General features: G+C 29.1%; 14 protein-coding genes. 13 read left to right on the forward strand and 1 reads right to left on the reverse strand.

The genetic code is table 11. The features are described 5' to 3' along the window. The first annotated feature begins 164 nt into the window (after positions 1–164). The 8 genes from FPD38_RS02275 to FPD38_RS02310 all read left to right on the forward strand — a co-directional run bounded on the left by FPD38_RS02275 (position 165) and on the right by FPD38_RS02310 (position 8,191). Complete coding sequence (locus FPD38_RS02275) at positions 165–2,204, forward strand: FTR1 family iron permease (protein WP_147555223.1); 2,040 nt, start codon at positions 165–167, stop codon at positions 2,202–2,204. After that, on the forward strand, positions 2,201–2,722 hold the full coding sequence (locus tag FPD38_RS02280; protein ID WP_147555175.1) for an iron transporter: 522 nt from the start codon (positions 2,201–2,203) through the stop codon (positions 2,720–2,722). The genes FPD38_RS02275 and FPD38_RS02280 overlap by 4 nt, the downstream gene beginning before the upstream one ends. A 74-nt stretch (positions 2,723–2,796) precedes the next feature. After that, positions 2,797–4,218: a Fe-S-containing protein gene (locus tag FPD38_RS02285; RefSeq protein ID WP_147555176.1), complete on the forward strand. Its 1,422-nt coding sequence runs from the start codon at positions 2,797–2,799 to the stop codon at positions 4,216–4,218. Further along, positions 4,208–5,497: an ABC transporter permease gene (locus FPD38_RS02290; protein WP_147555177.1), complete on the forward strand. Its 1,290-nt coding sequence runs from the start codon at positions 4,208–4,210 to the stop codon at positions 5,495–5,497. Before FPD38_RS02285 ends, FPD38_RS02290 begins: the two co-directional genes overlap by 11 nt. Next, positions 5,487–6,602, forward strand: coding sequence for an ABC transporter permease (locus tag FPD38_RS02295; protein WP_147555178.1), 1,116 nt, complete (start codon positions 5,487–5,489; stop codon positions 6,600–6,602). Before FPD38_RS02290 ends, FPD38_RS02295 begins: the two co-directional genes overlap by 11 nt. Then, positions 6,599–7,258, forward strand: coding sequence for an ABC transporter ATP-binding protein (locus tag FPD38_RS02300; protein WP_261798273.1), 660 nt, complete (start codon positions 6,599–6,601; stop codon positions 7,256–7,258). Before FPD38_RS02295 ends, FPD38_RS02300 begins: the two co-directional genes overlap by 4 nt. Next, positions 7,248–7,739 carry a TlpA family protein disulfide reductase gene (locus FPD38_RS02305; protein WP_147555180.1) on the forward strand — a complete coding sequence of 164 codons (492 nt, stop codon included), beginning with the start codon at positions 7,248–7,250 and terminating at the stop codon, positions 7,737–7,739. Before FPD38_RS02300 ends, FPD38_RS02305 begins: the two co-directional genes overlap by 11 nt. After that, on the forward strand, positions 7,730–8,191 hold the full coding sequence (locus FPD38_RS02310) for a TlpA family protein disulfide reductase (RefSeq protein WP_261798274.1): 462 nt from the start codon (positions 7,730–7,732) through the stop codon (positions 8,189–8,191). Before FPD38_RS02305 ends, FPD38_RS02310 begins: the two co-directional genes overlap by 10 nt. 2 nt (positions 8,192–8,193) lie before the next feature. Here FPD38_RS02310 and FPD38_RS02315 read toward each other — a convergent pair whose 3' ends face one another. Continuing rightward, a complete protein-coding gene (locus tag FPD38_RS02315) occupies positions 8,194–9,285 on the reverse strand; it encodes a CinA family protein (RefSeq protein ID WP_147555182.1) in 1,092 nt (363 codons plus the stop codon). A 97-nt stretch (positions 9,286–9,382) separates the two neighbouring features. Here FPD38_RS02315 and ileS point away from each other — a divergent pair, with 97 nt between their 5' ends. The 5 genes from ileS to FPD38_RS02340 all read left to right on the forward strand — a co-directional run bounded on the left by ileS (position 9,383) and on the right by FPD38_RS02340 (position 16,023). Next, positions 9,383–12,148, forward strand: a complete 2,766-nt coding sequence (gene ileS / locus FPD38_RS02320) for an isoleucine--tRNA ligase (RefSeq protein ID WP_147555183.1) — start codon at positions 9,383–9,385, stop codon at positions 12,146–12,148. Positions 12,149–12,247: 99 nt separating this feature from the next. Beyond that, entirely contained in the window at positions 12,248–13,615 is a 1,368-nt protein-coding gene (gene gatA, locus FPD38_RS02325) for an Asp-tRNA(Asn)/Glu-tRNA(Gln) amidotransferase subunit GatA (RefSeq protein WP_147555184.1), read from the forward strand. Between the two features lie 2 nt (positions 13,616–13,617). After that, entirely contained in the window at positions 13,618–15,069 is a 1,452-nt protein-coding gene (gene guaB, locus FPD38_RS02330; RefSeq protein ID WP_147555185.1) for an IMP dehydrogenase, read from the forward strand. Continuing rightward, positions 15,069–15,242 (forward strand): exodeoxyribonuclease VII small subunit, encoded by a 174-nt coding sequence (locus FPD38_RS02335; RefSeq protein WP_039665858.1) that lies wholly within the window; start codon positions 15,069–15,071, stop codon positions 15,240–15,242. The genes guaB and FPD38_RS02335 overlap by 1 nt, the downstream gene beginning before the upstream one ends. Continuing rightward, a complete protein-coding gene (locus FPD38_RS02340) occupies positions 15,235–16,023 on the forward strand; it encodes a carbon-nitrogen hydrolase family protein (RefSeq protein ID WP_147555186.1) in 789 nt (262 codons plus the stop codon). Before FPD38_RS02335 ends, FPD38_RS02340 begins: the two co-directional genes overlap by 8 nt. Positions 16,024–16,068: the final 45 nt, after the last annotated feature.

The raw sequence follows: 16,068 nt of genomic DNA on the forward strand, positions 1-16,068 counted from the left end.
TTATAATAAAGCTTGATAAATTAGTTTATCAGGCTAATATTGGTTTTATTAAATTTAATTTTTATGAAATAAATAATGATAATGTTTATCTTAAATTAAGAATCCAAGTATTATACTTTTATTTACTTTGTTTAAAAATATATTTTTATTGGAGATAAAAAGTGTTGCAAAAATTTCTTTGTTTTATAATTTTATTTTTTTCATTTGTTTTTGCAAGAGAAATTGATTATAAAGGAGAAAGTCAAGCCATTAAACAAGCTTTAGAACAAAGTATATTATTGTATAAAGAAAATCATTTTTTACAAGCTAAAAAGAAAGTTGAAGATGCATATTTTCAACATTTTGAAAATATGGAAGGTTCTATAGGGCGAAATATAGGCAGAAAAGTCATTACTATGGAGCGAAAATTTAATAATCTTAGAAAAATGTATAAAGATAAAGAAGAAATTTCTAAAATTGAAGCTTTAATTGCTAGTTTAAAATTTGATTTAGATGAAATTGTGCCAATTTTAGAAAAAGGCTTACAATTGAAAGCCGAAGCTAGCGATGTAAATTATGATGATGCATTTATTCAAAATGCTTCTTTAGAAGCTGAGAAAAAAAGACAACAAGAAGCTGCTAAGATGTTTTCAACTTTACTTGGAGAAGAAGTAAAAGATCAAAATATATCCATAAATCAAAATTTAGATCAAAATTTATCAAATCTTCAAAAAACTTCGAATTTAGATGCAAGATTGCAATTTTTAATTGATGAGATGAGTTCTAAATTAGATCAAGCTGTTTTAGCTTTTACCAATAAAAACTATCAAAAAGCAAAAGATCTCATTCAAGCTGCTTTGTTTGAAAATTATAGAAATTCAAAAGTAGAAATTTTAGTTGCAAGATACACTAAAGCTGGTATGGATAAAAAAATTCAAACTAAACTAAGATCTATCATTAGACAAATTAATAATAATACTTTAGATGAAAAAATGATGAGAGAAGAAGTTTCAAATATTTTAGATCTATTATATGAAGCGTTTCTAACCTTACCAAAAGAAGAATTATCTTTACTTGAAATTAAAGGCTTTGATGATCAAGAATTAAATTTAAAAGATTATTCTAAAGTATATGATGATATTAAGATTGCTTTGAATGAGCTTTTACAAAATTACGAAGGGTTTAGTTTAAATAGTATAGATTCTTTACAAAATATTTATTTAGATATTTTTGAAGCAAGTGGTATGGAAAGCAAAATAGGAGCAGTTGATAGTGCTTTGAAATTAAAAATTGAAAGCTATTTTTCAAAAGGTGTAGCTTTAATTAAAGCAAGTGCTTCTAAAGAAGAATTAAAACAAAATTTTGATGAACTTGAAAAATTAATAGAACAATCATTAGATAAAATTCAAGAATCTTCCCCGATTTCATTATTTATATGGGCTTTGGGAATTATTTTAAGAGAGGGATTGGAAGCTTTGATTATTATTGTGGCTATAGTATCCTATCTTGTGCAAAGTGGCAATAAAAAGCGTTTAAATATAGTATATTCAGCTTTTTGGAGCGGGGTATTTTTAAGTTTTGTAAGTGCATTTTTAATTTCTTGGTTTTTTAAAGAACAAGCTGGACAAAGTAGAGAACTTTTAGAAGGTATCACCATGCTTGTTGCAGTAGTATTGCTTTTTTATGTAGGATTTTGGCTTTTATCCAATGCTCACAATAAAAAATGGATTAATTTTGTTAAAACTCAAGCAGTAGAAGCTATTTCTAATAATTCAGCTAAAGCTTTGTGGTTTAGTGTGTTTTTGGCTGTTTTTAGAGAAGGAGCAGAAACTATACTTTTTTATCAGGCTTTATTATTTGATGCAAAAACAAATTTAGACTATAGTTTTATTTTAGCAGGTTTAGCTAGTGGGTTAATTATTTTAAGTATTTTATATTATTTATTAAAAATTGGTGCTCTAAAGATTCCATTAAAACAATTTTTTTATATCACTTCATACATTATTTTTTATATGGTTTTTGTTTTTATGGGCAAGGGTATAGGCGAGCTTATAGAGGCTAAAGTCATTACTCCAAGTTTAGTTCCTTTTGATTTTGATGGAATTTTGTGGCTTGGAATTTACCCTTATTATGAGAGCATCATACCTCAATTTATGGTTTTAATCTTACTCGTTGTGGGTATTTTTATAACAAAACAAATTTCAAACAGAAAGGAAAAAATATGAAAAAAACTTTATTAAGCTTAAGTGCAGCAATGAGTATTTTTGCTAGTTCTATTTTTGCTGCAGAAGTGCCAATTGGCGATCCTTATGAATTAAATGGTATGGAGATAGCAGCAGTTTATTTACAACCTATCGAAATGGAGCCAAGAGGAATTGATCTTGCAGCTAGTTTGGCTGATATTCATCTTGAAGCAGACATACATGCTTTAAAGGGCAATAAAAATGGTTTTCCAGAGGGCTTTTGGATCCCATATTTAACCGTAGCTTATAAACTTACTAATCTTGATAATGGAAAAGTCAAAACAGGAACTTTAATGCCTATGGTAGCAGATGATGGCCCTCACTATGGAGCAAATCTTAAAATGGATACAGGCATAGGAAATTATGAGTTAGTTTTTTTGATAGATAATCCAGAAAAACAAGGCTTTGGAAGACATGTAGATAAAGAAACAGGTGTTGGTAAATGGTTTGAGCCATTTTCAGTAAAGTATAATTTTAAATATACTGGTGCACCAAAATAATTATCCTAGCATTAGCTAGGATTTATGTATGAAATTCAAGATTTTTTACATAAATTTTATCTAAGAGTTTAACAATGTCAATTTATTTTATACATTTTTTTACAGCAGTTTTTCCTTATGCATTTTTGAGTGCATTGGCCTTTTATAAATTAAATAAATTTTTTGTTTTTAAGCTTAGTTTTGTGGGATTTGTATTTGCATATTTTGCATTTTTTATTAGTGCAAAAAATTTAGCCTATGATGTGCTAAATTTTTTTAATGCAATTTTATTAGCATTTGCAAGTTTGGCAATATGTTTTTTGTTTTTTATAAAGAATATCTTTAATAAAAAAGCAATACAAAGCGTTTTGATTTTGCTTTTATCTTTCGTATTTAGTGTAAAATATTTTTCAAATTCTGTAGATTTTCCTTTATTTAGCTCTAGTTTGATAGACTCTTTGGCGATTAATTCTTTTTCTTTGATTTTACTTGCTTTGATTTTATGTATTGGTTTTTATCTTTTTATATGTTGGGCGAGGGAATTTAATTTTAAAATTTTAAATGTATTCTTGATAGTAATTTGTATTTTTTATTTTAATGAATCTTTGGCAAAAATTTTACTTTACCTAATGAGAACAGGCGTTATAGAAACGCAAAGTTTGTATCTGACTTATGTAGCAAAGAGTGTGTATTATGTACATTTTTATTCTTATATTTTGTTAGGTTTTATTTTAGTGAGTATGATTTTAGCTTTTAAGAAGAAAAACGATAGTTTTTTTAAAACTAAAGATTTTGATATTAAATTTCGTAAAATTCAAGCAAAAAATTTTCAAATTACTAATTTTTGCGTGAGTGTATTTTGCACAGGTGTTTTAAGTTTTGGAATTTTATCATTTTATGATTTGCACGCTTCAAAACCTATAAGTATAGATAAACCAACTTATGTAGAACCAAATGAAAATGATGAATTTGTATTTGATGTAGAAATTTTAAGAGACAATAAACTTCATCGATTTGCCTATATTAGCGATGAGGGAAAAGTTGTGAGATTTTTTCTTATTAACAAACGAGAAGATAAAGATTCTCCTGTTGCGGTATTTGATGCTTGTAGTATTTGTGGAGATATGGGCTATATCAAAAAAGATGGAGAATTAATTTGCATTTCTTGCAATGTGCGAATTTTTTTACCAAGTGTTGGAAAAGCTGGAGGGTGTAATCCTATCCCTATGCAGTATAAATTTGAAAATGGTAAGGTTATCATTCCTTTTTCTGAAATTTTAAATGGAGTAAATTTTTTTACTCAAATAGTAGAAAAAAAAGTATATGATCCAATCGATAATACTGAACTTATCAATCTAAAAGCATACAAAAGTTATATATATAAAGGAAGAACTTATTTTTTTGCTAATGAAAAAAATTATGAAGAATTTAAAAATAATCCACAAAAATATACAAACATCAATAAAAGCTCTAAATATAGAATCCATAATTTTTTAGGAAATGATTATGCAAGTTAAGATTGTCAAAAATTCTATTTTTCAAAATAAAATTCAAAAATTTCTAGCGATTTTTACTATTTTTTTAGCTACTTTGTTAATTTCTACCATGCTTAATATCACTTTAGGTATAGGTAACGAGCTTGCTAAAGAATTAAGAAGTTATGGTTCTAATATTTTAGTTTTACCAAAAGGAGCAAGTTTAAGCGTAGAGGTTGGAAATAAAATTTATGAGCCTTTGAAAAATCAAAATTTTTTAGAAGAAAATAAACTTCACACGATTAAAGAAATATTTTGGCGCAATAACATCAATGCATTTTCACCATTTTTAAATTCTCAAATTACTTTGAAAACTAAAGAAAATTCTTTTAATGATGTTGCATTATTAGGGACATATTTTAACAAATCCATTAAAATTGAAGATGATGATTTTTATGCAGGAATAGAAGAATTATACAAATTTGCTAAAATAGACGGAAGATACCCAAAAGATGATAGTTTAGATGAAATTATCATAGGTAAAGACTTAGCTCAAAAATATCATTTAAGTTTAAATGACGAAGTTGAGTTGGTAAAAAACGATAAAATCTTTAAGGTTAAAATAGTTGGTATTATAGATTTAGTGAATGAATTTTCTAATAAAATCATCACTTCTTTGCTTTTATCTCAAAAAATTTTAGATAAAGTAGGTTTATTTGCAAAAGCTGAAGTATCAGCTTTGACTATACCTGAAAATGACTTAGCTCAAAAAGCAAGACGCGATGTTGATAGTCTTGATCAGCTTGAGTATGATCAGTGGTATTGCACAGCTTATGTTAGTTCTATTGCTTATCAAATAGCAGAGGATTTTAAAGGTGCTAGCACAAAGGTAATTAGTGCTGTATCAGATGCTGAAAGTTTAATTGTAAATAAAATTCAATCTTTAATGGCAGTAGTTAGCGTTATATGTTTGATTGTAGCTTCTATAGCGATTTCATCTTTAATGAGTGCAGATATTTTTAGAAGAAAAGGCGAAATAGGGCTTTTAAAAGCACTTGGTGCAAGTACTTTGCAAATTTATATGATTTTTGTATTAGAAGGTATAGTGATAGCTTTTATAGGAGCTATTTTTGGTTTTATTTTTGGCGTGATTATTTCAGAATTTATAGCTTTGAGTATTTTTTCGCATACTATTGTGATTTCTTGGGTGATTTTGCCACTTTGTGTATTTTTTGCAGTGCTTATAGTGCTTTTAGGATGTTTGTTTTCAATCAAAGAAATTTCAAAACTTTCAACTTCAGAGGTTTTATATGGCAAATAATTTTTTTATACAAGAAGTTTTTAAATCACTCGTTTTTTCTTATAAACGAGTGAGCGTTATATTTATAGCTATTTTTATTGGAGCTATGGTTAGTTCTTCGTTTTTTAATATTTATTTTGATATAGATACTAAATTATCCAAAGAATTAAAAGCTTATGGGGCTAATTTTATCATCACTCCTAAAAATGATGAATTTTTAAGTATGCAAGAATTCATGCAAATAAAAGAAAATTTAAAAGCAAAAGCTCTTACACCATTTTTATATGGTTTTTATAATCTTGAAAGCTCAAGTGCAGTAGTTTTGGGAACTGATTTTTCAAATTTAAAACTAACTAAGCCTTTTATAGAAGTTTTAAAAGGAAGTTTTTCTTTGAGCGATTTTGGTGAAGATAGTGCTTTTGTAGGTATTGATTTAGCAAAGCAATTAGAGCTTAAAATAGGACAAGAATTACAAATTTATAATCCTGAAATTTCTAAAGTTGTTAAGGTAAAAATTAAAGCGATTTTAAGAAGCAATGATGAGCAAGATGGAGTTTTAATCATATCTTTAAAAAAAGCTCAAGAATTAGCCTCTAAAGAAGTGATTAATTATGCTCAAGCTGTAGTTTTTGGAGATTATGAGTATTTAAACCAAAGGGCAAAAGAACTTAGTGTAGGAAAGATTGAAGCTAAGCCCATTTCATCTATTTCTATAAGTGAAGGCTTGGTTTTAGATAAAATGAAAGCTTTGATGGCTTTAATTAGTATAGTGATTTTACTCATTAGCTCTTTGAGCGTAAATACCACTCTTAGTGCAGTGATTTTTTCAAGAAAAAAAGAAATAGCTTTGCATTTGGCATTAGGGGCAAAGCAAAATCAAATTTTAAAACTTTTTGGAGTAGAAGTTTTGATTTTAAGTTTGGGTGCTAGTTTTATCGGTGCTTTTAGTGGGTATTTTTTAGCAAATATTTTTGGATATTTAATTTTTAATGCAAGTATAGATTTTAGGTTTATTTCTGTACTTTTTGCTATGGTGGTTTCTTTGATTTTTGCATTTTTTGCAAGTTTTTTACCACTAAAAAAAGCATTAAAAATCAATGTATGTGAAAATTTAAAAGGTGAATGATGAAAAATATTATAAAAATTTCAAATTTAAATCGTAATTTTAACGAAGTCAAGGCTTTGCAAAATATAAATTTAGAAGTAAAACAAGGAGAATGGCTTGCTATTATGGGTCCATCAGGATCTGGAAAATCAACACTTTTAAATATACTTTCTTTGATGGATACTCAAAGTAGTGGAGAATATCTTTTAGATGGTAAAGAAATGTTGGATTTAAACGAAGAGGAAAAAAGCATCATAAGAAGAGAAAAAATAGGATTAATCTTTCAACAATTTCATCTTATACCTTATTTAAATGCTTTAGAAAATGTAATGTTAGCTCAATATTACCATTCTTGTGTGGAAAAAAATGATGCTATAATAGCTTTAGAAAAGGTCGGACTTTCACATAGACTTTCTCATTTACCAAGTCAATTAAGCGGAGGAGAGCAACAAAGGCTTTGCATAGCTAGGGCTTTAGTAAATGATCCTGAAATTTTATTAGCAGATGAGCCTACGGGAAATTTAGATGAGGCAAATGAAAAAAATATTATAGAACTATTTCGTAAATTAAAGCAAGATGGTAAAACTATAATTTTAATTACTCATAATATAGATGTAGCTAAATTTGCTGATAGGACTATTATATTAAGTCATGGAGTGATGAAAAATGAAAATTAAAGCTATATTTTTAGCATTATTTTGCACATTTTTTTTAAGTGCATGTTTGGAAAATAGCAACACAAATGGAGGCAAAACAGGGTTAAAAACTCCAGAAATTTCTGCTAAAACCATAGAAGGTAAAAAAGTAAAAATTGCTGATTTTGATAATTTAGTTGTTTTAACTTTTGTAGAGCAAGGATGTGCTTCTTGTTTGAAAGATTTGCCATTGTTGGAAAAATTAGCTAGTGAATATCCTCAAAAAATCACTATTTTAGCCGTAGATTCTATAGATAAAGGTGAAGAATTTAAAAAATTTGTAACAAAATTTAATTATCAAAATATTATTTTTTTAGAAGATGATTTAGATATTTCATGGCAAAGATTTAGCATTTTTGCTGTTCCTACTACTTTTATTATTAAAGATGATATTGTGCAAGATAAGATTATAGGAGAAAAGCCATGGTCGTATTTAAAAGCTTCTATTTCTTCTTGGCTTTGATTTTATTAAGTGCTTGTAATAATGATTTTAAAACTTTAAATTCAAATGTAAATTATGCTTTTGAGTATGATGGCTTTAAAAAGACTTTAAATATTAAAGATTTCAATACTCCTTATGCTTTGTTTTTCTTTACGCAAGATTGTGGAGTTTGCAAGATTGAAATTCCCATACTCAATGAGCTTTATAAAGAAAGAAATTTTCATTTTATAGCTGTTTTAAACGGAGCAAAAACTTTACAAGAAGCTCAAAAAATTGCTAAAGATAAAAATTTGCAATTACCGCTTTTATATGAACTTAAAGCAAGTGATTTTTTATCTAAAGCAAGTGGTGGAATTTTTGGAGTGCCTGTGATTGTTTTTTATGATGAAAATGGTAATTTAAATGAAAAATTTATAGGACTTACTCCAAAAAATATTTTGGAAAATAAAATTAAATCTTTGCAAAAATTATAATTTTAAAATCCAAAGAAAATTTCAGGTTTTAATTTTAACATCAAGCAAAAAGCAGCTAAGCAGGCTTGCTCTCTTGTATAGTTTCTATTGCCTTGTATATGGATACATTCTTGCAAAAATGTCCCATCTTTATACATAGCTCCTATGTAAATGGTGCCAGCTTTGGTGTTTTTATCATTATTTTCCCCAGCTACTCCACTAATTGCTAGGGCAAAATCAGGATTTGCTGTTTTAAATACACCTTTTAGCATAAAATACACACATCTATCAGAATACTCACTTATGCTTTCTAAAGTATCATTGCTTACCCCAAGCCATGAATTTTTTAAACGATTAGAATAAGTTATCAAAGAGCCTTCAAAAATGCTTGAAATTCCATCAAATTGGGCTAATTTTGAAGCACATAATCCTGCTGTGCAACTTTCAGCAAAAGAAATTTTTAGATTTTTTTCTAAAAGTTTTTTTGTGATAAATTTGATAGGATCATTTCCTAAAAATACTTTTGTATTAAAAAGTTTAAAAACCCCTTTTAAAAAGCCTTCTAATTTTCCATATTGACTAGCACTTGCGCGAATACATATTAAATTTTCAAGCAAAGCACTAGAATTAGTTTGAATTTCAAAAGATTTTGTCAAAGTATCAAGTAAAAGATTTGCACTCATTTCATCGATATCTAAAAGACAAAAGTGAGCATAATTTAACTCAGGTTTATTTAAAATTTGAGGCAATTTTGAAGTGATATTTGCATTAAGTAAATTGATAGAGCAGTTATCTATAGTGATTAAAAAGCTATTTGTGATATTGTTTGATTTAGATGGAACTAGGGTATCATTTTCTAAAATAAGTGTATCATCGCTAAGAGTGGCCAAAATTTTTGCTATGGTAGCATAGTGTTCATTGATACAAAATATACTGATGTAGCTGTATTCTTGAGCAAGATTTTGTAGTAAAAAAGGAAGTTCTTTATCAGGTTTGTTGATAAATTTGATTTCATGAAGTTCTAAAAATTGCTTTTTGTATTCTTCATAGATATAACGCATGTAATTTTCATTAATGATTAATTCATTGCCAATTACAATGATTAAATGTTTCATAAAATTCCTTTTTTATTATGATTATAACAAAAAAATAAGTGCAAATTAAAAGTATTTTAAGTAGAATTTACCATTTTTATTATTTTAAGGTGAATATATGGATTATAAAGATACGCTTTTATTGCCTAATACGACTTTTGCTATGCGTGCAAATTTAGCAGAGCTTGAACCTAAGCGTTTTAACAAATGGTTTGAAAATAATTATGCCTATGAAAAAATGAAACAAAAAAGGCAAAATGCTAGTGAGAGTTTTACCCTACATGATGGTCCTCCTTATGCAAATGGACACTTACATATCGGTCATGCTTTAAATAAAATTTTAAAAGATATCATCATTAAAATGCATTATTTTCAAGGTAAAAAAGTGCGTTTTACTCCAGGCTGGGATTGTCATGGCTTGCCAATTGAGCAACAAGTTGAAATGAAATTAAAAGATAAAAAACAAAATTTAAGCAAAAAAGAAATTCGTGAATTTTGTAGAGAACATGCTAAAGAATTTGTAAATATCCAAAAAGATGAATTTAAATCTTTAGGAGTGATTGCAGATTGGGATAATCCATATTTAACTATGAAAAATGCTTTTGAAGCAGATATTTATAAAGCTTTATGCGAGATTGCTAAAAAAGGACTTTTGCTTGAAAGAAGCAAACCTGTGTTTTGGAGTTGGGCTGCTAAGAGTGCTTTGGCTGAAGCTGAAGTAGAGTATGAAGATAAAGAAGATTATTCTATATTTGTAGCTTTTGCTTTAGATGAGCCTTCTTGCCAAAAACTTGGCGTTAAAAATGCAAAAGCAGTTATTTGGACTACTACTCCATGGACTTTACCTGCAAATCAAGCTATATCTTTAAATCCAAATGAAAAATATGTCATCACTCAAGAAGGTTTTATTTTTGCTAAGGCTTTACTTGAAACTATGGTAAATAAAGGCTTTAGTGAAGGAAAAATTCAAAAAGAGCTTTTAGGGGCTGAATTTGAAAATTTAAGTGCCATTAATCCGCTTAATCAAAGAAAATCTACTTTGATTTTAGGTGATCATGTATTAATGGATGGTGGAACAGGGCTTGTGCATACTGCTCCAGGGCATGGGGAAGATGATTATTATGTGTGTTTAAAATATGATATTGAAGTGATTATGCCTGTGGATGATGGTGGATGTTATGATGAAACATTAAGAGCTAAAGGGCTTTTACCAGAGCATTTACTAAATGAATTTATAGGACTTCATATTTTTAAAGCTAATGAGCGTATTTTAGAACTTTTAGGGGATTCTTTGCTTGAAAGTTCAAAATTTACTCATTCTTATCCATTTTGTTGGAGAACCCATAAACCTATTATTTATAGGGCAACCAAGCAATGGTTTGTTTTAATGGATGAGAAAAAACTTGACTCAAAATCTTTAAGAGAATTAGCATTAGAGCAGTTAAATAGTGTTAAATTTTATCCAGAAAGCGGTGTAAAAAGACTTAGTTCCATGATAGAAAATCGTCCTGATTGGTGTATCTCAAGACAAAGAGATTGGGGGGTTCCTATAGCATTCTTTAGAGATAAAAAATCTCAAGAAGTGATTTTTGATACAGAAATTTTAGATCATTTAGTGAGCATTTTTGAAGAAAAAGGGGCTGATGCTTGGTGGGATTTAGAAATTAAAGATTTACTACCAAATTCTTGCAAATATAATCCTGATGATTTAGAAAAAGTTTATGATATTTTAGATGTTTGGTTTGATAGTGGAAGTACTTGGGAAGCAGTGCTAAATTCAAACAGATACGACGCAGGAGAATACCAAGCTTCTATGTATCTTGAAGGAAGCGATCAGCATCGTGGATGGTTTCAAAGCTCTCTTTTAATCTCCACTGCAATCAATCATAAAACTCCATATAAAAATATACTCACTCATGGTTTTACCGTAGATGAAAAAGGTCAAAAAATGAGTAAATCTAAAGGCAATATCATCTTGCCTCAAAATGTTGCTAAAAATTATGGAGTAGAGATTTTAAGACTTTGGATTATGCTGAGTGATTATTCAAGCGATCTTAAAATTTCAGATAATATCTTAAAACAAGTAAGCGAGCAGTATAGAAAGATAAGAAATACCATAAGATTTTTACTTGCAAATACCAATGACATAGAATTTGTAGAAACTAAAAATTTCACTCTTTTAGATAAGTGGATTTTAATGCGTGCGAAAAATGCTTTTGAAATTTGTGAAAATGCTTTTGAAAAATATGAGTTTGCAAAAGGCTTTAGCGTGCTTTTAAATTTTTTAAGTTCGGATTTAAGTGGAATTTATCTTGATATTTGCAAAGATAGATTGTATTGTAATGCTAAAGATGATGCCAAAAGAGTAAGCGCACAAAGTGCGATGGTGTTAATAGCTAGAAAACTTTTTACACTTTTAGCTCCAAGTTTAACTTATACCATAGATGAAGCTTTAGAGCATGCAAATATAGCTATAAAAGAAAATGCTAAAGATGTTTTTGACTTAATATTAAAAAATGGTTTTGAATATGAATTTAAAATTGAAGATGAATTGTTTATCAAATCAAGAGAGAAATTTTTTGAAATTATCGATGGATTAAAAAAAGAAAAACTTATAAAATCGACATTAGAGTTAAATTTACAAACTAGTGCAAATGAGCTTTTAAGTGAAGATTTAGAAGAAATTTCAGATTGGTTTATGGTGAGTTTGGTTGAAAATCTTGATGACAAAGAAGCTTTAGCTGAATTTAAAGTAGATAATGTCAGCTTTAGGATAGTTAAATCTTCATTGTATAAATGTCCAAGATGTTGGAAATTTTTAGCAAAAGAAGTAGAATGTTTGTGTCCAAGATGTAGTGGGGTGGAAAAAGAAAAAAATGTTTGAACAAGCTTTGCCTTTTAGCGTGGTGGTTATTACTGTAGTATGTTTTTTACTTGCTATATTGGTTTTATTTTATGTAGTTAAAAAATTGAAGGATAAATAATGGTAACTTTAAAAGAGGCTTTAAAATTTTCACAAGAAGAGTTAGAAAATTTAAAAAAAGAATTAAATCAAAAAGCATTAGAGCAAAAACATTTAGGTGCTTATGTGGAGCAATTTTTGGGTAAAGATTTAACAAATTCAGGCTCAGGAGTGCCTATAGCAATTAAAGATAATATTAGCGTGAAAGATTGGGAATTAACTTGTGCTTCTAAAATTTTACAAGGTTATGTTGCTCCTTATGATGCTAGTGTAATTACTAGTCTAAGAAAGCATAATTTTTCTCCTTTTGGAAGATGTAATATGGACGAATTTGCCATGGGTAGCACTAGTGCATCTTCATTTTATGGTAAAACATTAAATCCACTCGATCACACAAAAGTTCCTGGTGGAAGTAGTGGTGGAAGTGCGGCTGCTGTAGCTGCAGGTATAGCCTTAGCAAGCTTGGGTTCAGACACAGGAGGCTCTGTAAGACAACCTGCTGCTTTTTGTGGATGTGTAGGGTTTAAACCAAGCTATGGAAGAGTAAGTAGATACGGCTTAGCAGCATATTCTTCGAGCCTTGATCAAATAGGAGTTTTAACGCAAAATGTAGAAGATGCGGCTATTTTATATGATGTTATAGCTGGATATGATGAAAAAGATAGTACTAGTGCTAATATAGCTTTTGAGCCAACTACGCCAAAATTAAATGCCAATAGAAAATTAAAAATTACTGTTATTAAAAATTACATAGAGCAAACTAATGATGATGTGAAAGAAGCTTTGTTAAGCACTATTGATATGTTAAAAGCAAATAATCATGAGATAGTTTATAAAGATTTGATGGATTCTAAATTTGATGTTGCTACTTATTATATCATTGCAGCAGCTGAAGCAAGTGCAAATTTAAGTCGTTATGATGGAGTTCGTTATGGACACAGAAGTCAAGATTGTGAAAATTTAAATGATTTATATGTTAAGAGTAGAAGTGAAGGATTTGGAGAGGAAGTAAAAAGAAGAATACTACTTGGAACTTTTGTTTTAAGCAGTGGTTATTATGATGCTTGTTATGTGAAAGCTCAAAAAGCTAGGAGATTTATTAAACAAAAATATGAAGAGATTTTAAGTGATTGTGATTTGATTTTTATGCCTGTAACTCCTAGTGTGGCTTTTGATTTTGGAGCTTGTAAGAGTCCAGTTCAAATGTATTTAGAAGATGTATTTACAATTTCGGTGAATTTAGCCGGTCTTGGTGGTATTAGTGTGCCAATTGCTACTAATAAAGATGGTTTAAATATTTCAGCTCAATTTGTATGTAAGGCTTATGATGAGCAAACCTTACTAGATGGTGCTTTAAATTTAGAAATGTTAGTCAAAAATAAAGGATAATTATGAGAATTCTTAAACGCGCTTTAACTTTTGAAGATGTTTTATTAGTCCCTCAATATTCAGAAGTATTACCAAAAGAAGTAGATATTAAAACCAAATTAACTAAAAATATTACTTTAAATATGCCTTTGATTTCAGCAGCAATGGATACAGTAACCGAACATAGAGCTGCTATCATGATGGCTAGACTTGGTGGCATAGGAGTTATCCATAAAAATATGGATATAGCTTCTCAAGTTAGGGAAGTAAAAAGAGTTAAAAAAAGCGAAAGCGGGGTGATTATAGATCCTATTTACATCGATGCTAAAGCAAGTGTAAAAGAAGTATTAGAGCTCATGGCAGAATATAGAATTTCTGGAGTTCCTGTGGTGGATGAAAATAAAATTTTAATAGGAATTTTAACCAATCGTGATTTAAGATTTGAAACCAATTTTGATAATTTAGTTGAAAATGTAATGACAAAAATACCTTTAATCACTGCTAAAAAAGGCTCTACTTTAGATGATGCTGAAAGAATTTTTTCAACTAATAAAGTCGAAAAACTTCCTATTGTCGATGAAAATAATCGTTTAGAGGGATTAATTACCATAAAAGATCTTAAAAAACGCAAAGAATACCCTGACTCAAACAAGGATTCTTATGGAAGATTAAGAGTAGCAGCAGCAGTTGGTGTAGGGCAAATTGATCGTGTGAGAGCTTTAGTAGAAGCTGAAGTGGATGTGATAGTAATGGATAGTGCTCATGGACATTCTAAAGGCATTATTGATACTTTAAAAGCTATTAAGGCTGAATTTGAAGTAGATGTGATTGTAGGGAATGTTGCCAGTGCAAAAGCTGTAAAAGACTTATGCGAAGCAGGTGCTGATGCAATAAAAATCGGTATAGGGCCAGGTAGTATTTGCACTACACGCATTGTATCAGGCGTAGGTGTGCCTCAAATTTCAGCTATTGATGAGTGTGCTATAGAGGCTAATAAATATGGAGTGCCAGTAATCGCTGATGGAGGTATAAAGTATTCAGGTGATATAGCAAAAGCTATCGCAGCAGGTGCAAGCAGTGTGATGATAGGTTCGCTTTTAGCAGGAACAGATGAGAGTCCAGGAGAACTTTTTACCTATCAAGGAAGACAATATAAATCTTATCGTGGTATGGGAAGTTTAGGTGCTATGCAAAAAGGAAGTTCAGATAGATATTTTCAAGAAGGCACAGCACAAGATAAACTAGTTCCAGAGGGTATTGAAGGAAGAGTTCCTTATGTAGGGAGTATGAAAAATGTTATCCATCAACTTTTAGGTGGTCTTAGATCTTCTATGGGTTATGTAGGCGCTCCAAGTATTAAAGATTTCCAAGAAAAGGCTGAATTTGTAGAAATTACCGCAGCAGGTTTAAAGGAAAGTCATGTGCATGATGTTACAATTACTGCTGAAGCACCAAATTACAAAGTGAGTAATTGATGGAATTTGAAGATTATATCAAACAAGCTGAAGAATCTTTAGAAAAACTTAATGATAAAGATTTAAAACTTCAAACTTGTGTAGAAATTTACAAAGATGGTTTAAAGAATATCCAAGCAGCAAGAGAGCTTTTAGAAAAAGCTAAATTAGAAATAGAGCAAATTGATGAGTAATGTGGTTGCTTTACAATTTCCTACTTTAGCTTTAAGCGAATCAAGATTAGATTATTATTTAAAAGCAGCCAAGGAAAGCGGTGCAAATTTGGTTGTTTTAGGTGAGTATGTTTTAAATAGTTTTTTTATAGAACTACAAAGCATGCCAAAAAGCATGATTAAAGAACAAAGCGAGAGTAAAAAAGAAAGCTTAATTAAACTTTCTAAAAAATATGACTTAACTATTATAGCACCCTTTATAAGCGTTGAAAATAATGGTTTAAAAAAGCTTTGCTTAAAAGTAAGCCCTCAAAGCGTAAAATCGTATGAGCAACAAATTTTAATGCCTTATACACATTGGAATGAGGATAAATTTTTTAACAACAAAAAGAGCGAGAAATTAAAACTTTTTACTTTTATGCATGAAAAATTAAAATGTGCTTTACTTTTTGGCTTTGAGGCACATTTTGATGTATTTTGGCAAATGATTATGAAAAAAAAGATTGATTTGGTTATCATTCCTACAGCTAGCACTTTTGAGAGTAATCAAAGATGGCTAGAACTATTAAAAACTAGAGCTTTTTTAAATTCTACTAATATTTTAAGAGTAAATCGCATAGGAAATTTAAAACAAGAAAATGAGTGGAAATTTTATGGCGATAGCTTTTTTATCGATGCTTTTGGACAGCTACAAGAGCAATTAGGTGATAAAGAAGAAATGCTAGTAGTACAAGTAACCAAAGCAAACGAAGCTAGAGCTTTATGGGCTTTTGATAAGATAATTAAAAATTTTGAAAATTAAAATATTTATTATTTTTTCATTTTTGCTATAAATTATTTTTTAAGG

The organism is Campylobacter volucris (assembly GCF_008011665.1).
Classification (GTDB): Bacteria; Campylobacterota; Campylobacteria; order Campylobacterales; family Campylobacteraceae; genus Campylobacter_D; species Campylobacter_D volucris_A.